Raw genomic sequence first — 17,255 nt, forward strand, 5'->3', positions numbered from 1 at the left:
GCTCGCTACGCCCGCGGCGTCCCCGACCCCGGTCGCCACCAGGGCATGGGCGCGTCGTGGACGGGGTGCGCGTCGTCCGGCGCGCGGGGCAGCGCGTCGCCGTCGCCGCGGATGCAGAACCATGTGAGCGGCCCGGGGCTGTCCGGGACGCAGCGCCACGTGCGCATCACGCCCTGACCCACGCGGATCGCGGTGCCCGGGCCCACGTCGACCACGTCGTCGTCGAGGCCCATCTGGCCGCGGCCCGTGAGGAAGACGTAGAGCTCCTCGTCGGAGCTGTGCGCGTGCCAGTAGCCCGCCTCCTCGCCCGGCAGCATCGAGTTGGCGGTGATGCCGATGAACTGCATGGGCAGCTCGTGGTCGATCACGCGCCGGCCGTCGCGCGAGCGGTCGGGCGCGAAGCCGCCGTACACGGCGCGCCAGTCCTCGGTGGGCCCGATCTCAATGCGCTGGTAATCGCTCATGCCGCCCAGTGTGGCAGAGGGTCCGGCGCCGGCACAGTGCCCCTAGAGGAGCGGCTCTCCCGGGTCCCGGCGGCCCCAGCCGGCGACGATCGCGGCCACCAGTCCCGCGAGCACTCCGCCGGCGGACACCGCGGGCGTCGCGAGCGCCGCGAGCAGGGCGTCGTCGTAGCCCGGCCCGCTCAGCCCGACCCGCTCGAGCAGCCCCGCCGGGCCGAGCCCGTCGATCGCTCCCGTGACGGCCAGGACGTGGACGCCCACCACGGTCGCGACGAAGGCGGTCGCCTGCGCGAGGAGTCCCCGCGAGCGGGAGGTCACCCTCACCGTGAAGCCGACCGCCGCCGTCAGCAGCAGCCCGAGCAGCACCGAGGCGAACAGATTCGGCTCGTCCGGCACCAGCACCGCGAGCAGCAGGGCCACCGCGAGCGCGACGAACAGCGCGGCCGCGAGCGCCCCCATGCGGTTCTCACGGACGCGCTCGAGGACCGACGGCGAGGGCGCCACGTGCGTGGCGACGGGGGACGATGCGGGGGCCGGGGAATGCTCGATCGGCGCCATCTCCTCGGTCGGCTGGGCCGTGGGCGCGGCGCCGGGCTCCGCGCCGGGCTCCGGGCTCGGCTCGCGGCCGGGCCCGGCGGGCCGGCCGTCCGGCTCGGGCGTGCTCGTCGACATGGCGACCTCCTCGGCTCGTGTGCGCCCATCTCGTCTGCGCCTCTGTGGTCAGCGCTGATCTCGGCTGTGCCCATCCTCCCACCTCTGGCAGGCGCCGCGCCCCCGCGTGGTACACAATGGCGGTGTGACGGACCTCGGCGTCTTGGCTCCCTCCTGGGTCGAGCCCTGCAGCCCGGACGAGGGCGCGGCGCGCGCCACCGCCCTGTTCGAGCGGTCCTTCGGCGGACCGCCCGCGTGCGTCGCGTCCGCACCCGGCCGGGTGACCCTGATCGGCGAGCACACCGACTACGCCGCCGGGTTATCGGTCGCGACGGTCACCACCCACGGCACGTTCGTCGCGGCGCGCGTGCGAGACGACGACGCCGTGCGCATCGTCTCCGGCGAGGGCGACGACGTTCCGGGCCCCGGGCCTCGCTGGGAGGGATCGCTGCCCGCACTCGAGCCGGGCTCGGTGACGGGATGGCCCGCGTACGCGGCCGGCGTCCTGTGGGCCTTCGAGGAGCGCGGCTATCCGGTGCGGGGCGTGGACCTCGCGGTGGAGACCACCCTGCCGCCGGGCGCGGGGCTCGCGGCGAGCGCCTCGTTCACCATCGCGGTCGCCCGCGCGGTGGCCGAGGCCTGCGGGATCGCGCTGGCCGGGCCCCGCGGGGAGCGCGAACTCGCGGAGGCGTGCTGGGAGGCGGAGCGCCGCTTCGTCGGCCGACCGGTGGGCCGTCTGGACCCGTACGCGATCGTCCAGTGCCGGGAGGACGAGTCGGTGCTGCTGGACTTCGCCCAGCGCCCGCCCGTCGTGCAGGCCGGCCCTCTCTACCTCCACGACTACGGGCTGCGGCTGCTCGTCATCGACACCCGCCACCGGACGCCGGACTGGGCCGACTCGTACGCGAACCGGCGGAAGGACGCCGAGCGGGCCGCGGCCGCGCTGGGCGTGCCCAACCTCCGCGCGATCGCGGACATGCACCATCCCGAGCGCAAGATCACCCGGCTCGAGGACGAGCGTCTCGCCCGCCACGCGCTGCACGTGGTCACGGAGATCGGCCGCGTGCGCGCGGTCGCCGCGCTGCTCAACGGGCTCGCGCCCGCGGAGGACCGCTTCACGGAGATCGGCGACCTCCTGCTCGCCACGCACGCCTCGCTGCGCGACGACTACCACGTGTCGACGGACGCCCTGGATCTCGCGGTGCGGGTCGCGGTGCGCGAGGGCGCCCTGGGAGGGCGCCTCATCGGCGCGGGCTGGGGCGGTGCCGCGATGGCGCTGGTGCGCGCGGTCGACGCCCGGCGCATCGGCGAGGCCGTCGACCGCGAGTTCGCCGAGGTGGGCAAGGACCGCCCCCGGCTCCTGCTCGCGTAGCCCCCGGAGGACTACCGGAGGCCCGCCCCGGCGGCCGACCCGTGCACTCGGTCCGTGCGCTCGGCCGCTACAGCGCGTAGTCGACCACGAGCGGCGCGTGGTCGGTCCAGCGCGTGTCCCACGACGCCTGGCGCGCCACGCTCGCGGCCGTCGCCGCGCCCGCGAGCGCGGGAGAGGCGAAGTGGTAGTCGATCCGCCAGCCGGCGTCGTTGTCGAACGCCTGGCCGCGCATCGACCACCACGTGTACGGCCCGGCCACGTCGCCCGCGAGCTCGCGCGCCACGTCGACCCAGCCGGCCTCGATCCACCGCGACAGGTAGGCGCGCTCCTCCGGCAGGAAGCCCGCGGACTTGAGGTTGCCCTTCCAGTTCTTGATGTCGCGCTCGTCGCGGGCGATGTTGATGTCTCCCATGAGCACCACCCGCTCGTACTGCTCCCGCAGGACCGCCAGACGCGCGGTGACGGCGTCGAGCATCGCGTACTTGTCGTCCATCGACGGCGTGCCCGCGGTGCCGGAGTGCATGTAGTTGCTGATCAGGCGCACGGGCCCCGCCGGGCTGTCCACGGTGCCCTCGATCCACCGGCCCGTGTGCACCGGCTCGTCCATGGCCCCGCCGAGCGCGTCGACCCCGGCGATCACGTCCGTGATCTCCGTGCGCGCCGCGAGCGCGACGCCCGCGCGGCCCTTGATCTCGCACGCCTGCTCGACCACGTGCCAGCCCTCGCCCAGCAGCGGCGCGGTGATCTCCAGGGGGGCGCGGACCTCCTGGAGGGCCACCGCATCGGCCCCTGCCGTGGCGAGCCACTCGCCCATCCCCTTGCGCGCGGCGGCGCGGACGCCGTTGACGTTGACGGTCGCGATCCTCATGGCCAGGGACCCTATCGGCTCAGGCGAGGCCCGCGTGACGCTCGGCGGACTCGACCACGTTGGCCAGCAGCATGGCCCGCGTCATCGGCCCCACGCCGCCCGGATTGGGCGAGTACCAGGAGGCCTTGTCCCGTGCATCGGCCGCGATGTCGCCGGCCACGCGCGACCGGCCGGTCTCCGGGTCCGTCACCCGTGAGACGCCCACGTCGATGAGCACCGCGCCGTCCTTGACCATGTCCGCCGTGACGATGCCGGGGACTCCCGCGGCGGCGACCACCACATCGGCCTGCCTGGTGTGCGAGGCGAGGTCCGCCGTGCCGGTGTGGCACAGCGTCACCGTGGCGTTGACGGCCTTGCGGGTGAGCAGGAGGCCGATGCTCCGGCCCACCGTGGTCCCCCGGCCCACCACCACGACCTCCTTGCCGCGCAGGTCGATGCCGTGGCGCGTCATGAGCTCGATGATGCCCTTGGGGGTGCACGGCAGGCTCGAGGTGACGTCCTCGGCCACGCGCAGCACCAGGCGGCCCAGGTTCGTGGGGTGGAGCCCATCGGCGTCCTTGTCCGGGTCGATGAGCTCGAGCACACGGTTGGTGTCGGTGCCCGCCGGCAGCGGCAGCTGCACGATGAAGCCCGTGCAGTCGGGGTTGGCGTTGAGGCGCGCGACGGCCTCCTCGATCTGCTCCTGCGTCGCGGTCGCGGGCAGGTCCTCGCGGATCGAGGCGATGCCCACCTCGGCGCAGTCGGCGTGCTTGCCGTTGACGTACCAGGTGGAGCCCGGGTCCTCGCCCACCAGGAGCGTGCCCAGGCCGGGGACCGCGCCGCGCTCGCGCAGCGCGGCCACCCGGTCCGCGAGCTCCGCCTTGATGGCGGCCGCGGTGGCCTTGCCGTCGAGGCGGCGGGCGACGCGGGCGTCCGAGCCGGCCGGGGCGCCCGTCGCGGGAACCTCCCCCATTACTGCTGGAGGCCCTCGTAGAGCGGGAAGTCGTCCGCGAGGCGCGTGACGCGGGCGCGCAGCGCCTCGACGTCGGCGCCGCCCTTGAGCGCGGTGGCGATCACGTCGGCGACCTCGGTGAACTCCTCGGCGCCGAAGCCGCGGGACGCGAGCGCCGCGGTGCCGATGCGCACGCCGGAGGTGACCATCGGCGGGCGCGGGTCGAACGGGACGGCGTTGCGGTTGACGGTGATGCCCACCTCGTGGAGGAGGTCCTCGGCCTGCTGGCCGTCGAGCGGCGAGTTGCGCAGGTCCGCGAGGACCAGGTGCACGTCGGTGCCGCCGGTGACCACGTTGACGCCGGCCTCGATCGCGTCGGGGGCGACCAGGCGGTCCGCGATGATGCGGGCGCCCTCGAGGACGCGGGCCTGGCGCTCCTTGAACTCCTCGCCCGCGGCGGCCTTGAGCGCGACCGCCTTGGCGGCGATGACGTGCATGAGCGGGCCGCCCTGCTGGCCGGGGAACACGGCCGAGTTGAGCTTCTTCGCGAGCACGGTGTCGCGCGCGACGATCATGCCCGAGCGGGGGCCGCCGATGGTCTTGTGGATCGTGGTCGACACGACGTCCGAGTGCGGCACGGGGCTGGGGTGCAGGCCCGCGGCGACGAGGCCGGCGAAGTGGGCCATGTCCGTCCACAGCTTGGCGCCCACCTCGTCCGCGATCGCGCGGAACGCGGCGAAGTCGAGGTGGCGGGGGTAGGCCGACCAGCCCGCGATGATGACGTCGGGGCGCTCGGCGAGCGCCTGCTCGCGGACGCGCTCCATCTCGATGCGGTGGGTGGTCTCGTCGAGGCCGTACGCGGCGACGTTGTAGAGCTTGCCCGAGAAGTTGAGCTTCATGCCGTGCGTGAGGTGGCCGCCGTGCGCGAGCGAGAGGCCCATGATCGTGTCGCCCGGGTTGATGAGGGCGTGCAGCACGGCCGCGTTGGCGGTGGCGCCGGAGTGGGGCTGGACGTTCGCGTACTCGGCGCCGAACAGCGCCTTGGCGCGCTCGATCGCGATGTTCTCCGCGACGTCGACCTCCTCGCAGCCGCCGTAGTAGCGGCGGCCGGGGTAGCCCTCGGCGTACTTGTTGGTGAGGACGGAGCCCTGCGCCTGCAGCACGGAGCGCGGCACGAAGTTCTCGGACGCGATCATCTCGAGGTAGTCGCGCTGGCGGTCGAGCTCGCGGTCGAGGACCTGGGCGATCTCGGGGTCGAAGTCCTGCAGCGTCGCGTTCATCACGGCTGCGGTGGCGCTGGAGTCGGTGCTCATGGCCTGCCTTTCCGTCGGGCCGGCGGTCGCCGGCGCTCAGATTCCGGTGACCTTGGCCCAGGCGGACGACCAAGCAGTCTTCGTGTGATGCCGCTCCCTGTGGGTTGACCCCACCGCGCCAGTTGCGACGTCACGAGCATAGCCGCTCGCGTGCCCGGTTCCCATGCGCCCGGCTCCCGGCTCGCGCGCCCGACGCCCGAGCGCTCCCGGCTCCCCTGCGCCCCCGGAGGTGCTCAGTGCCCAAAAACAGCCGAAACGGTCACTGAGCACCTCCCAGCGCACATCCGGCGCGGCCGGGCGCGGCGCACGGGGCGCGGCGGGGCCGGGCGCACGGAGCGCGGAGCGTCAGCGCGCGGCATCCGGGCCCCGGTCGGGCCGCGCCGGCGGCTCGTCGACGGTCGCGTGGACGATCTCCTCGTGCACCATCCGGTCCCCTGCCGCGAGCAGGCGCTTGCCGTGGTCGCCGCCGATCCGATCGCGCAGCCGGTCCCATCGCGCCTGGTAGACCTCCGAGAACCGGCGCCGGGCCCGCTCGCGGCGCGCGTCCGAGTAGAACCGGTGCGCCCAGAACGACGTGGGCTTGGCGAGCCGCAGCGCGCACACCATCGCGACGGCAGGCACGACGATGCCCACGAGCCCCAGGTGCCGCTTGCCCTTGAGGAACGCGATCACCACCCAGGCGAAGTGCGCGACCACCGCGAGCACGAAGACCCAGCGGGAGCCGGCGGTGTCGGGGCTGATCCCGATCGGGTTGACCTGCACGAGCAGCGCGGCCGCGATGACCACCGCCACCAGGATCGCGTCGATCGACTTGCGCCCCTCCTCGGACCAGTAGACGTCCTCGAGGTGGAGCCACAGCGCGAACTCGTCGAGCGCGAGCGCCGCGCCCGCGCCGAACAGCAGGCCCAGCACCTCCGCCCACGGGCTCCCGGGCGCGTAGCGCAGGTGGAGAGCCCCGGTGACGAGCACGAGCAGGATGCCCCACACCTGGTGATGGACGTGCACGCCGCCGATGTGGATGTTGGACAGCACCCCGCCCTCGGGCGCGGGCTCACCCGTGCGCGCCCGGGCCGCCTCCCCCGCCCGGATGCGGCGCGTCACCCAGCGCGTGGCGGCGAAGGTGAGCACGAAGCCGACGAGCATCCACAGGGCGGCCGCGCGGCCGCTCTCCACGAACGTCGCCTCGTACCAGGCCATGCGCACCCCCTCGTCCCATGGTGGACGATGCGGTGGCGGCGCGCGCGGTCAGGCGCGCCCCGGTCTCGCGGTCAGTCGCGCGGGGCGTCGTCCACGATCGCGCCCGACTCGAGCACCTTGCGCAGGTAGGCGTACGTGAGGTCGCCGGCCACCTGGTCGAACTGGTGCTCGTAGCCCGCGTCGTTGTACAGCGAGATGTTGTGCTTGGAGTTCTGGCCGGTGAACGCCCAGACCTCCTTGACCCCCTCGGGCAGGTAGCCCAGGACGGCGAACAGCAGCTGCGTGCCGATCCCCTGGCCCTGCAGGTCCGGGACCACGGCGAGGCGGCCGATGCGCGCCTTGTCCCCGTCCTCGACCTCCACCCGGATGGAGCCCACCAGGCGGTGGCCGGCCCAGGCGCCGAGCGTCACCACGGTGTCGCGGCCCAGGTCCTCGACCAGCTCGTCGAGGGTCTGGGTGAGCGCGGGGATGTTGGGATCGTTGAAGATCTGCGCCTCGGACACGAACGCCGCGCGGCGCAGCGTCAGCAGCTCGCCCGCCTGCTCGACGGGCACGGTGTCGATCCGGATGTCTCCCTCGCTCATACCCCCTATCGTGTCACGACCGCGGCCCTGGGGTGACCCCCGCATCGTCCCCGGAGCGCGAAGGTACCCTTGCCCGCATGACCGCTTCGTGGGTGCTCAGCCTGTCCTGCCCGGACCGTCCCGGGATCGTGCATGCCGTGTCCGGCGTCCTCGCCGACCACGACGGCAACATCACGGAGTCGCAGCAGTTCGGCGACGCGGACACGGGCCTGTTCTTCATGCGCGTCGAGTTCGCGTCCGCCGCGGACCGCGCGGAGCTGGAGACCGCGCTGGGCGTGGTGGCCGCGCGCTTCGAGATGACGTGGAAGCTCGACGTGGCGGGCCGGCGCATGCGCACCCTCGTGCTCGTCTCCAAGGCCGAGCACTGCATCAACGACCTGCTGTTCCGCGAGCGCGCGGGCACGCTGCCGGTGGACATCGTGGGCGTCGCCGGCAACCACACGACGCTGGAAGACCTGGCCGCGTTCTACGGCAAGCCGTTCCACCACATCCCGGTCACCCGCGAGACCAAGCCGGCGGCGGAGGCGGAGCTGCTCGCGCTGGTCGAGCGGCTCGACGTCGAGCTCGTGGTGCTCGCCCGCTACATGCAGATCCTGTCCCCCGCGCTGTCCGAGGCGCTGCGCGGGCGCGCGATCAACATCCATCACTCGTTCCTGCCCAGCTTCAAGGGCGCGCGCCCCTACTTCCAGGCGCACGACCGCGGGGTGAAGCTCATCGGCGCGACCGCGCACTACGTGACGAGCGACCTGGACGAGGGCCCGATCATCGAGCAGGACGTCGAGCGCGTGGACCACACGTTCACGCCCGAGTCGCTCACCGCGATCGGCGCGGACGTCGAGCGCCGCGCCCTGGCCCGCGCGGTCCGCTGGCACGCGGAGCACCGCATCCTGCTCGACGGGCACCGGACCATCGTCTTCCGGTAGGCGCGGCGGCGGGGTGGGCCCCGCACCTCGATAGCAGCCTCGCTGAGCCCGCGGCCGGACCGCCGAGCCCTTCGCGCAGCACAACATTTGCCAGGTCGGGGGTTTTCCCCCGCCCTCCTCGGGGGCGGCCCACGGCGGCACGGGCGCCCTTCGCCGGTGGAATGGAAGCACACCCACCGGATGCCGAGGAGGCGCCATGATCCAGGCCACCGACCTGACCAAGCAGTACGGAACCACGACCGCCGTCGACCGCGTCAGCTTCACGCTGACGCCCGGCAAGGTCACCGGCTTCCTGGGCCCCAACGGGGCCGGCAAGTCCACCACGATGCGCATGATCCTGGGGCTGGACCGCCCCACGTCCGGCACCGTCACGGTCGCCGGCCGGCACTACCGGGAGCACGCCCGCCCGCTCGCCGTGCTCGGCGCGCTCATCGACGCCAAGGGCGTCCACCCCAAGCTCTCGGCTCGCCGCCACCTGTCCGCCGTCGCCGCCACGCACGGGATCTCCCGCCGCCGCGTCGACGAGGTGCTCGAGCTCACCGGCCTCACCCCCGTGGCGAACAAGGCCGCCGGCACGTTCTCGCTGGGCATGGGCCAGCGCCTGGGCATCGCCACGGCGCTGCTGGGCGACCCGGACTGCGTCATGCTCGACGAGCCGGTCAACGGCCTCGATCCCGACGGCGTCCTGTGGGTGCGCCGCCTGGCCCGCCAGCTCGCCGACGAGGGTCGCACCGTCTTCCTCTCCTCGCACCTCATGTCCGAGGTCCAGCAGACCGCCGACCAGATCCTGGTGATCGGCCGCGGCCGGATCCTGGCCGATGCGCCGCTCGCCGAGTTCATGCTCGCCAACTCCACGCGGGCCGTCCGCGTGACCAGCCCCGATGCCGCGGCGCTGGCCCAGGCGCTGCGCGGCCGCGGCGCGACCATCGCGGCGCACGACGGCGACACCCTCACCGTCACCGGCATCGACACCACCGGCGTCGCCGTCGCCGCCCGCGACCACGGCCTGCTGCTCACCAACGTGCACGACCAGTCCTCGACCCTCGAGGACGCCTACATGCGGCTCACCGCCCGCGAGGTGGAGTACGCCTCCGCGGGGACGCCCGCCACGTCGGCCGCCTGACGCACGGGCGTCACCCGACGCGCCCGCACCCCATCCCCACCCCAGACTTCCCAGGAGACCCTTCATGTCCACGCTCGCCACCGCATCGTCCACCACCGCATCGTCCACTGCCGCATCGTCCACCCGCACCACCGTCAAGAATGCGTCGCTCGCCGGCGCGATCCGCGCCGAATGGATCAAGTCCAGCGCCCTCAAGGGCACGTGGATCCGCCTCGCCATCGCGGCCGCGCTCTCGGGGCTGGTCGCCATGCTCGCCTCGAACACCATCGTCGCCAACCCGGAGGCCGCGGTGCTCGCGGTGAGCGAGTCCGGCTCGGCCGCTGGCTTCACCATCGCGATGGCCGCGACCTGGATGGGCCTCATCGTCATCTCGATGCTTGCCGGCTCGATCGCGACGCACGAGTACGCGCACGGCTCCATCCGCACCACGCTGATCGCCCAGCCGCGCCGCGGCATCGTCCTCGCCGCCAAGATGGCCGTCACCGCGGCCTATGCGCTCCTCGGGGGCGTGCTGTGCCTCGCCACCGCCTACGGTGCGGCCTGGGCCAACCTCTCCCAGGTGGGGGCCCTGCCCGACCTCGCGGACGGCCAGACGCTCCGCCTCGCCGGCGGCCTCCTGCTCGCGCTGGTGTCGCTGTGCTGGCTCGCGCTGGCGCTGGGCCACCTGGTGCGTTCGACCGTGGTGTCCAACATCGTGATCGTCGCGGTGCTGTTCGTGATCCCCTCGACCACCGGCATGGTCCAGAGCGACATCGTCGAGGTGATCAACAAGGTCCTGCCGCAGGGCGCGACCGCCGCGATCGGTCAGGCCCTCCCGGCCGCGGACCCGACGCTGCTGAGCCCCTGGCTGGGCCTGGTCGCGGTCCTCGCGTGGGGCATCCTCCCCTCGATCGCCGCGCACGCCCGGATGCGCACGGCGGATCTGTAGGACCAGCCCCAGCACCGCGCCCCAGCACTGCGCCCCGGGAGGTGCTCAGTGCCCATTTCGAGCCAGAATGGGCACTCAGCACCTCCTGGGGCGCTGCGTGCCAATATCGCAAGACGAACGGAGCCAGCATGAGCACGCCTCACCACGACGCCACCCTGCACCAGGCCGACCACGGCCTCACCCTGCCGCAGCAGCTGATCCTGGTCGCCTACGACCCGGAGGCGGGCAAGCCGCGCCACGTGGGCATGCTGGACCAGCGCGTCGCGGGCGCCGCGATCGTCGAGCTCGCCCTGCGCGAGGCGGTCACACTCGAGGGCACCTCGCGCCGGCCCGAGCGTCGGCGCATCGTCGCGGTGCCCGGGGCGCGCACGGGCGACGCCCGCCTGGACGACGTGCTCGGCGGCATCGAGGCCAAGCCGCGCGACGCCCACCGCACCATCGGGGGACTCGCGCGCCGGGCGCGTCGCGACACCCTCGAGGACCTGGCCGCGGCGGGCGTGATGAGGCGCGAGCCCCACCGGGTGCTCGGCATCTTCCCGAGCGACCGCTGGATCGCGACCGACGCCGGCCGGGGCGCCGCGCTGCGCGCCCGCCTCGCGGCCGTCCTGCTCGAGCAGACGGCGCCGACCGAACGTGAGGCCGCGCTCATCGCGCTCACGGCGGACACGCCGCTGCCCAGGGCCCTGGTCGCCAAGGAGGACCGCCGCCGCGCCGCCGCCCGCGCGAAGGCCATCACCGCCGAGCAGAAGGACGCGGCCCAGGCGGATCACGCCGCCCAGGCCGCGGTCGACGCCACGGTCGAGTCCGTCAAGGCGGCGGTCATGGCAGCCGTCATCGGCGGCGTCGTGGCGTCCACCGCCGCGACGTCCTCCGGCTGAGCCGGGCGCGGCCGGCAGTCCGGGCTGGCAGTCCCGGCTGGCAGTCCGGGCTGGCAGTCCCTGCCGCGGTCCCGGCGGAGGCGCCTCCCTCAACGGGGCGCCTCCGCGACTCGCGACTCGCCACACGGGCCGCGAGCGGGCAGCACCGGGCGCGGCTCCCCGCGCCCGACCTGCCTCAGACCCGACCTGCCTCAGAGTCCCAGCACGCGCTCCGGAGTGGTCGTGGCCGCGGCCACGGCGTCAGCCTCCGGCACGCCGGCCGCGACGCACACCTCGACCGCGCGGTCCATGGTGAGCGTCGAGCCGGCAAGGGTCGAGGTACCCGCCAGCACGGCCCGGCCGTCCTCGGTCACGTCGACGTCGAGCCCGCCCAGCAGGTAGCGGCCGGGGGACGATGCGGCGGCGGACATCGCGTCCGTCACCAGCACGGTGCGGCCCGGGGCCGCGCGGAACAGCCCCGCGACCAGGCCGGGGTCGACGTGGATGCCGTCGGCGATGAGCTCGATGGAGACTCGCTCGTCCGCGAGCGCCGCGCCCACCGGTCCGGGCTCGCGCGCCGCGATGCCGCGCATCGCGTTGAGCCCGTGGGTGAGCAGCGTGGCGCCGCGGTCGAAGGCCTCGCGGGCCTCCTGCGCGGTGCACTCGGTGTGGCCCACGGCGACCACGACGCCGGCCTCGACCAGCGTCTCGATCGCGTCGAGCGCGTGGGGCAGCTCCGGCGCCATGGTGATCTGGCGCAGGGTCCCGTCGCAGGCGTCGAGCAGGGCGGCCACGGTGTCCGGGGTGGGCAGCGCGAGCGCCGCCGGGTCGTGGGCGCCCTTGCGCAGCGGCTGGAGGAACGGGCCCTCGAGGTGGATGCCCAGGAGCCCGGCGTCCTCGGCCATGACGGTGCGGATCACACCCGCGGCGCGGGCGATCTCGGACGCCGGCGCCGAGACGAGCGAGGCGACTACCTTGCTCGTGCCGTGGGCGCGATGCGCCGCGAGCGCGGCGCGCGTGCCCTCGACGGTGCCGCCGAAGTCGTGTCCGCCGCCCCCGTGGCAATGGATGTCGGTGTACATCAGATGCCCTGCCAGTCGGGCTTGTGGTCCTGCGCCCACTGGTAGTAGTCGCGGAACTTGAGTTCCGACGCGGCGGCCCGGTCGACCACGACGGTCACGCGGGCGTGCAGCTGGATCGCCGAGCCCGGCATCGAGGCCGACACGGGGCCCTCGACGGCGGCGGCCAGCGCCTCCGCCTTGCCCTCGCCGAACGCGAGCAGCACCAGGTGACGGGCGCGCAGGATGGTGCCCAGGCCCTGGGTCACGCAGTGGATGGGGACCTGGTCGAGCGAGTCGAAGAAGCGCGCGTTGTCGATCCGGGTGCGCTCGGTGAGGGTCTTGACGCGGGTCAGCGACCCGAACGAGGAGCCGGGCTCGTTGAAGCCCAGGTGGCCCGTGCGGCCGATGCCCAGCAGCTGGAGGTCCACTCCCCCGTTCGCCTCGAGCGCCGCCTCGTAGCGGGCGCCGGCGGTCTGGATGCCCTCGACCGAGCCGTCCGGCACGTGGACGCGCGCGGGGTCCAGGCCCAGCGGCACGGTCACCTCGCGGTCGACCACCGAGCGGTAGCTCTCGGGGTGCTCGACCGGCAGGCCCACGTACTCGTCGAGCGCGAAGGCGGTGAGGCGGGTGAAGTCGGTGCCGGCCTCGGACTCGGCGTGCAGCGCCTGGTAGACGGGCAGCGGGGTGGAGCCGGTCGCCACGCCGAGCGTGAACTCCGGGTTCGCGCGCACCTCGCGCGCGATGTGCGCGGCGACGAATCGCCCCGCGTCGTCGGGGGTGTCGAGAACGATGACCTCAGCCACGTCCGCCTCCTAGCATCGCGGCGCCGATCGCGGCGACCGGCACCTCCAGATTCAGTGGTCTCATGCGCGACGACAGATTCAGGGACCGGAGGAAGGGGCTCGTCGCCGCCCAGCCCTCGAGGATGCGGGACGCGCCGTCGAACAGCTCGTCGCCCCACTTGGTCATGCCGCCAGCGACGACGACCTCGTCGACGTCGAGGGTGACCACGAGGATGCGCACCGCGGTCGCGAGGCCGTAGAACGCGCGGTCGCGGATCTCGACGGCGCGCGGGTCTCCTGCGGCGGCCGCCGCGACCACGTCCGCGCCGGTCGAGCCCTCGACGCCCCACTGGAGCATCAGGCCCGAACCGGACGCGTAGGTCTCGAGCCCGCCGGGAAGCCCGTCAGTGCCCACCGGGCCGTTCGGATCGATGCAGATCTGTCCGATCTCCCCCGCCGCCCCGCGCGCGCCGCGCCACAGGCGGCCGTCGAGGACGAGCCCGGCCGCGAGGCCGGTGCCCAGGTTGAGGTAACCCATCGAGCCGGTGCCGCCCAGCAGCGTGTACGCGCCGAGCGCGGCGACGTTCACGTCGTTGTCCACGGCGGGCCGCACCCCGAAGGCCGCGGCGAAGCCGCCCGCGAGGTCGAGGCGCTCGACGTCCAGGTTGAGGGCGTGCGACACGACGCCGTCGCAGATGGCGCCCGGCGTGCCGATCCCGACGGTCAGGTCGCTCGGCGCGGCGCCGGCCGCGGCGCTCGCTCCCCAGGCGGCGTCGAGCGCGGCGGCGACCACCGCATCGGCCCCCCTGCCCGAGGGCAGGGTCCTGCGACCGCGCAGCGTGCCGTCGGCGTCCACCACGACGGCGTCCGTCTTGGTGCCGCCGATGTCGATTCCCAGGTGCATGTCAGCGTCCGATCAGGGTTGCGAGGGCGTCGCCCACGAGCCGCGACGCGCCGTACGTGCGCACGTCCGCGCCCTCGGGACCGGGCCAGCCCATGTCCACGACGACGGCGTCCGCCTGCGCGCGCACCGCCGCGATCGCGGCCAGCGCCCAGGGGTGACGGTGGTTGTCCTTGCCCACCACGACGGCGAGCGCGCCGGCGGGGACCGATGCGGCGAAGGCCTCGGGATCGTCGTCCGGCCCGCACGTGGCGGCCGGGGCGACGCCGCCGGCGAACGGCCCCCACGGGGAGGCGCCGACGGCGATGTTCGCGGTCGGCTCGAGCCGCAGCCACACGCGCGGCCGGTCCTCGGCGAGCAGGGTGCGCGCCGCATCGTCCACCGCGAAGGTGGCCGCCACCGCGGCGGCGTCGACGATCTCCGGGCCCTCGGGGCCGGGGCTGCGGCGCCGCATCCGGTGGTGCGTGCCCAACGCGGCGCACCGCTGCGCGGCGTTGGCGAGGCGGGCGGGCAGGAGCTCGCCGGCCTCGACGGCCGCGGAGATGGCCGCGGCGATCTCCCCGATCTCCTCGTCGGTGTTGCCGGTGCCCAGGCACAGCAGGTCCGAGCCGCCGGCGAGCGCGGCGACGGCGGCGGCCGGGACGCCCCGGTCGGCCGAGGCGCCGGCCATGTCGAGGGCGTCGGTGACGATGACGCCGCGGAAGCCCAGTCCCTCGCGCAGCAGCCCCTGGAGGATGGTGGGCGAGAAGGTGGACGGGAGGTCGGGGTCGACCGACGGCACCATGATGTGCGACGTCATGACCGTCGCCGTGCCGGCGGCGATGGCCGCGACGAAGGGCGGGAGCTCGCGCACGGCGAGCGTGTCCTGGTCGGCGTCGACCTGCGGCAGGGCCAGGTGGGAGTCCTGCGCCGTGTCGCCGTGACCCGGGAAGTGCTTGGCGCACGCGGAGACGCCCATGGACTGGACGCCCCGCACCCAGGCCGCGGCGTGGCGCGAGACCAGGCCGGGCTCGGCGCCGAAGCTGCGCACCCCGATGACGGGGTTGAGCGGGTTCGAGTTGACGTCGACGTCCGGGGCGAGCGTGAGGTCCACGCCGGCGGCGCGGAGCTCCGCGCCCACCCGGGCCGCGACCGCCTCGGTGGCCGCCGCATCGTCCATTCTGCCCAGCACGGCGTTGCCCGGGAAGGGCGAGCCGTCGCGCTGGTAGAGGCGGGAGACGTCGCCGCCCTCCTCGTCGATCGCGATGATCGCGCGGGGGTTGGCCGCGTGGATCGCGTCGGTGAGGGCGCGCAGCTGCTCGGGGGTCTCGACGTTCGTGCCGAACAGGCACACGCCGGCGAGTCCGTCGCGCAGCCGGGCCTCGAGCCACGCGGGCAGGGTGGGTCCCTCGAAGCCCGGCAGGAGGATGCCGAGGGGGTTCGCGGTGCTCATCCCTTGACCGCTCCGCCCACCATGCCCTTGGTCATGCGGCCCTGGACGATGAGGAAGAAGATGATGACCGGCACCGCGACCAGGGTCGAGGCGGCCATGACCTGGCCCCACTCGATCTGGCCGAACGCGGACGACTGCGAGAAGTTGCGCAGCCACAGCGGCAGCGTCTGCGAGTCGGAGGAGGTCAGCATGATCGAGGCGAGCGCGAACTCGTTCCACACCTGGAGGAAGGCGAACACGCCGGAGGCGACCAGGCCAGGGGCGAGCAGCGGGAACGTGACGCGCATGAAGGCGCCGAACCGGCTGCAGCCGTCGATCTGCGCGGCCTCCTCGAGGTCCGCGGGGATGCCGGCGACGAACCCGCGGAGCATCCACATGGTGAAGGGCACGACGGCAGCGACGTAGATGATGCTGATGCCGCCCACCGTGTTGAGCAGGCCCAGGCCGGCGATCATCTTGTACTGCGCGATGAACATCGCCTCGGCGGGGAGCATCTGCACGAGGATGATCGCGAGCACGAGGCCCTTGCGGCCGCGGAAGCGGAAGCGGGAGATCGCGAGCGCGCCCAGGAAGGCGACGATGATGCAGACCACCAGGGCGATGCCGGTGACCACGAGCGACATCCGCAGCGCGCCACCGAAGCCCGAGCTCGAGACGACGGCCTCGTAGTTCGCGGTGGTGCCGCCGAACGGGCTGAACGTCGGGGTGAGGTTCGCGATGGTGCGCGGCGACTGGAACGAGCTGTTGATCATCCAGTAGACGGGGAACGCCCAGGCGACGGCGAGGACGACGGCGACGATCGCGCCGAGGGTGCGGAGGGCGGGGTTCTTGGAGATCACGACTTGTCCTCCTTGAGGAGCTCGCGCACGTAGAACCACGACAGCGCGATGGTGAAGAGCATGACGATCATGGCCGCGGCGGCCGCGAGGCCGAACTTCCCCTGGCCGACGCCGAGGCTGTAGATGTACGTGCCCAGCAGGTCGTACTTCGAGCCGCGGGCGCCGAAGCCCTGGAGGAGTTCGATCTGGGCGTAGACGCGCAGGTCCCAGATCATCTGCAGGAGCAGCAGGATGACGAGCACGGGGCGCAGGATCGGGAGGATGATCTGGCGCAGCTGCTGCCAGCGGTTGGCGCCGTCGAGGCCGGCGGCCTCGAGGACCTCCTCGGAGACCTGGGTGAGGCCGGCGTACACGGACAGGGTGACGAACGGCACCGAGGCCCACGTGATGATGATCGAGGCGACGGCGAAGAAGCTCAGCGGGTTGACCAGCCAGTTGTGGCCGATCATGTCCACGCCCGGGATCATCGACAGGACGTGGTTGATGACGCCGTTGCGGGCGTTGATGAGCCAGTTCCAGACCGTCAGCTGCGCGACGATGGGCATCGCCCAGGCGAGCAGGAGCGCGACCTGGAGGATGATGCGCGACCAGTCCGGGATCATCTTCATGAAGATGGCGAGGCCGATGCCGATCGCCATGGTCGCGACGGCCGTGACGGCCATGAACGCCACCGACTTGCCCAGCACCAGCCAGAAGCCGGAGTCGCTGAGCAGCTGGATGTAGTTGTCGAGCCCGATGAACTCGGGGTCCTGGCCGAACTGCTGGGCCAGGCCGTACTCGCGGAACGAGTTCCAGATCTGCCACACGAGCGGGTAGCCCATGCCGACCAGGAGCACGATGACGGCGGGGATGGAGAGCCAGTACGGCAGCGTGGGGCGCCGCCGGCGACGCGCGGGGGCGTCGGGCACTCGCGCGGCGTCGGCCGGCGCGGGCACGGTGGTGTTCATGCGAAATGCCTTTGCGTGGTGCGGAAGAGGGGTGGGTGCGGCCCGACTGCGGGCGCATCCGGGTGGGGGGACGGCCCGGGCTCGG

At 73.5% G+C, this 17,255-nt stretch carries 18 protein-coding genes and 1 riboswitch; of the genes, 5 read left to right on the forward strand and 13 right to left on the reverse strand.

Features of this window, described 5'->3' with window-relative positions; all coding sequences use genetic code 11:
- Positions 1 to 5 precede the first annotated feature (5 nt).
- Positions 6 to 464, reverse strand: a complete 459-nt coding sequence (locus tag AOM03_RS08795; protein WP_062380433.1) for a cupin domain-containing protein — start codon at positions 462 to 464, stop codon at positions 6 to 8.
- A 42-nt stretch (positions 465 to 506) separates the two neighbouring features.
- Entirely contained in the window at positions 507 to 1,133 is a 627-nt protein-coding gene (locus tag AOM03_RS08800) for a hypothetical protein (protein ID WP_062380434.1), read from the reverse strand.
- Positions 1,134 to 1,257: 124 nt separating this feature from the next.
- On the opposite strand from AOM03_RS08800, the gene AOM03_RS08805 reads away from it, so the two are divergent.
- Positions 1,258 to 2,484: a galactokinase gene (locus AOM03_RS08805; protein WP_062380437.1), complete on the forward strand. Its 1,227-nt coding sequence runs from the start codon at positions 1,258 to 1,260 to the stop codon at positions 2,482 to 2,484.
- Between the two features lie 67 nt (positions 2,485 to 2,551).
- Here the strand turns inward: AOM03_RS08805 and AOM03_RS08810 are convergent, their stop codons facing one another.
- From AOM03_RS08810 to AOM03_RS08830, 5 genes are all read right to left on the reverse strand, one after another.
- The gene (locus AOM03_RS08810; protein WP_062380439.1) at positions 2,552 to 3,352 is read right to left on the reverse strand and encodes an exodeoxyribonuclease III; all 801 of its coding nucleotides are present in this window, start codon (positions 3,350 to 3,352) and stop codon (positions 2,552 to 2,554) included.
- A 19-nt stretch (positions 3,353 to 3,371) separates the two neighbouring features.
- Positions 3,372 to 4,304: a bifunctional methylenetetrahydrofolate dehydrogenase/methenyltetrahydrofolate cyclohydrolase gene (locus AOM03_RS08815; protein ID WP_062380441.1), complete on the reverse strand. Its 933-nt coding sequence runs from the start codon at positions 4,302 to 4,304 to the stop codon at positions 3,372 to 3,374.
- On the reverse strand, positions 4,304 to 5,596 hold the full coding sequence (gene glyA, locus AOM03_RS08820) for a serine hydroxymethyltransferase (RefSeq protein WP_062380443.1): 1,293 nt from the start codon (positions 5,594 to 5,596) through the stop codon (positions 4,304 to 4,306). The genes AOM03_RS08815 and glyA overlap by 1 nt, the downstream gene beginning before the upstream one ends.
- Positions 5,597 to 5,644: 48 nt before the next feature.
- Positions 5,645 to 5,732, reverse strand: a riboswitch (ZMP/ZTP riboswitch).
- A 209-nt stretch (positions 5,733 to 5,941) separates the two neighbouring features.
- The gene (locus AOM03_RS08825; protein WP_156157690.1) at positions 5,942 to 6,793 is read right to left on the reverse strand and encodes a hypothetical protein; all 852 of its coding nucleotides are present in this window, start codon (positions 6,791 to 6,793) and stop codon (positions 5,942 to 5,944) included.
- A 71-nt stretch (positions 6,794 to 6,864) separates the two neighbouring features.
- Positions 6,865 to 7,377 (reverse strand): GNAT family N-acetyltransferase, encoded by a 513-nt coding sequence (locus tag AOM03_RS08830; RefSeq protein WP_062380445.1) that lies wholly within the window; start codon positions 7,375 to 7,377, stop codon positions 6,865 to 6,867.
- Between the two features lie 77 nt (positions 7,378 to 7,454).
- On the opposite strand from AOM03_RS08830, the gene purU reads away from it, so the two are divergent.
- From purU to AOM03_RS12815, 4 genes are all read left to right on the forward strand, one after another.
- A complete protein-coding gene (gene purU / locus AOM03_RS08835) occupies positions 7,455 to 8,300 on the forward strand; it encodes a formyltetrahydrofolate deformylase (RefSeq protein ID WP_062380446.1) in 846 nt (281 codons plus the stop codon).
- 196 nt (positions 8,301 to 8,496) lie between these two features.
- Positions 8,497 to 9,423 (forward strand): ABC transporter ATP-binding protein, encoded by a 927-nt coding sequence (locus AOM03_RS08840; protein WP_062380448.1) that lies wholly within the window; start codon positions 8,497 to 8,499, stop codon positions 9,421 to 9,423.
- A gap of 64 nt (positions 9,424 to 9,487) precedes the next feature.
- The gene (locus AOM03_RS12810) at positions 9,488 to 10,351 is read left to right on the forward strand and encodes an ABC transporter permease (RefSeq protein ID WP_062380450.1); all 864 of its coding nucleotides are present in this window, start codon (positions 9,488 to 9,490) and stop codon (positions 10,349 to 10,351) included.
- Positions 10,352 to 10,479: 128 nt separating this feature from the next.
- The gene (locus AOM03_RS12815) at positions 10,480 to 11,229 is read left to right on the forward strand and encodes a GOLPH3/VPS74 family protein (RefSeq protein WP_062380452.1); all 750 of its coding nucleotides are present in this window, start codon (positions 10,480 to 10,482) and stop codon (positions 11,227 to 11,229) included.
- Positions 11,230 to 11,420: 191 nt separating this feature from the next.
- Here AOM03_RS12815 and AOM03_RS08855 read toward each other — a convergent pair whose 3' ends face one another.
- Genes AOM03_RS08855 through AOM03_RS08880 form a run of 6 tightly spaced genes read right to left on the reverse strand, consistent with a single transcriptional unit; the run spans position 11,421 to position 17,170 of the window.
- On the reverse strand, positions 11,421 to 12,290 hold the full coding sequence (locus tag AOM03_RS08855; RefSeq protein ID WP_156157691.1) for an N-acetylglucosamine-6-phosphate deacetylase: 870 nt from the start codon (positions 12,288 to 12,290) through the stop codon (positions 11,421 to 11,423).
- Entirely contained in the window at positions 12,290 to 13,072 is a 783-nt protein-coding gene (locus AOM03_RS08860) for a glucosamine-6-phosphate deaminase (protein WP_062380456.1), read from the reverse strand. Before AOM03_RS08860 ends, AOM03_RS08855 begins: the two co-directional genes overlap by 1 nt.
- Positions 13,065 to 13,955, reverse strand: a complete 891-nt coding sequence (locus AOM03_RS08865; protein ID WP_062380458.1) for an ROK family protein — start codon at positions 13,953 to 13,955, stop codon at positions 13,065 to 13,067. Before AOM03_RS08865 ends, AOM03_RS08860 begins: the two co-directional genes overlap by 8 nt.
- A gap of 1 nt (position 13,956) precedes the next feature.
- Positions 13,957 to 15,384: a glycoside hydrolase family 3 N-terminal domain-containing protein gene (locus tag AOM03_RS08870; RefSeq protein WP_062380460.1), complete on the reverse strand. Its 1,428-nt coding sequence runs from the start codon at positions 15,382 to 15,384 to the stop codon at positions 13,957 to 13,959.
- A complete protein-coding gene (locus tag AOM03_RS08875) occupies positions 15,381 to 16,223 on the reverse strand; it encodes a carbohydrate ABC transporter permease (RefSeq protein ID WP_062380462.1) in 843 nt (280 codons plus the stop codon). Before AOM03_RS08875 ends, AOM03_RS08870 begins: the two co-directional genes overlap by 4 nt.
- Positions 16,220 to 17,170, reverse strand: a complete 951-nt coding sequence (locus AOM03_RS08880; RefSeq protein ID WP_062380464.1) for a carbohydrate ABC transporter permease — start codon at positions 17,168 to 17,170, stop codon at positions 16,220 to 16,222. Before AOM03_RS08880 ends, AOM03_RS08875 begins: the two co-directional genes overlap by 4 nt.
- Positions 17,171 to 17,255: the final 85 nt, after the last annotated feature.

Source organism: Demequina pelophila (assembly GCF_000971175.1).
Taxonomy (GTDB): Bacteria; Actinomycetota; Actinomycetes; order Actinomycetales; family Demequinaceae; genus Demequina; species Demequina pelophila.

What these genes read in the sequence shown, in the direction of transcription:
- AOM03_RS08810 (WP_062380439.1), bottom strand. Translation starts at nt 3,352, where the DNA reads ATGAGGATCGCGACCGTCAACGTCAACGGCGTCCGCGCCGCCGCGCGC.
- AOM03_RS08880 (WP_062380464.1), bottom strand. Translation starts at nt 17,170, where the DNA reads ATGAACACCACCGTGCCCGCGCCGGCCGACGCCGCGCGAGTGCCCGAC.
- AOM03_RS08865 (WP_062380458.1), bottom strand. Translation starts at nt 13,955, where the DNA reads ATGCACCTGGGAATCGACATCGGCGGCACCAAGACGGACGCCGTCGTG.
- AOM03_RS08800 (WP_062380434.1), bottom strand. Translation starts at nt 1,133, where the DNA reads ATGTCGACGAGCACGCCCGAGCCGGACGGCCGGCCCGCCGGGCCCGGC.
- glyA (WP_062380443.1), bottom strand. Translation starts at nt 5,596, where the DNA reads ATGAGCACCGACTCCAGCGCCACCGCAGCCGTGATGAACGCGACGCTG.
- AOM03_RS08825 (WP_156157690.1), bottom strand. Translation starts at nt 6,793, where the DNA reads ATGGCCTGGTACGAGGCGACGTTCGTGGAGAGCGGCCGCGCGGCCGCC.
- AOM03_RS12815 (WP_062380452.1), top strand. Translation starts at nt 10,480, where the DNA reads ATGAGCACGCCTCACCACGACGCCACCCTGCACCAGGCCGACCACGGC.
- AOM03_RS08815 (WP_062380441.1), bottom strand. Translation starts at nt 4,304, where the DNA reads ATGGGGGAGGTTCCCGCGACGGGCGCCCCGGCCGGCTCGGACGCCCGC.
- purU (WP_062380446.1), top strand. Translation starts at nt 7,455, where the DNA reads ATGACCGCTTCGTGGGTGCTCAGCCTGTCCTGCCCGGACCGTCCCGGG.
- AOM03_RS08870 (WP_062380460.1), bottom strand. Translation starts at nt 15,384, where the DNA reads ATGAGCACCGCGAACCCCCTCGGCATCCTCCTGCCGGGCTTCGAGGGA.
- AOM03_RS12810 (WP_062380450.1), top strand. Translation starts at nt 9,488, where the DNA reads ATGTCCACGCTCGCCACCGCATCGTCCACCACCGCATCGTCCACTGCC.
- AOM03_RS08855 (WP_156157691.1), bottom strand. Translation starts at nt 12,290, where the DNA reads ATGTACACCGACATCCATTGCCACGGGGGCGGCGGACACGACTTCGGC.
- AOM03_RS08795 (WP_062380433.1), bottom strand. Translation starts at nt 464, where the DNA reads ATGAGCGATTACCAGCGCATTGAGATCGGGCCCACCGAGGACTGGCGC.
- AOM03_RS08830 (WP_062380445.1), bottom strand. Translation starts at nt 7,377, where the DNA reads ATGAGCGAGGGAGACATCCGGATCGACACCGTGCCCGTCGAGCAGGCG.
- AOM03_RS08840 (WP_062380448.1), top strand. Translation starts at nt 8,497, where the DNA reads ATGATCCAGGCCACCGACCTGACCAAGCAGTACGGAACCACGACCGCC.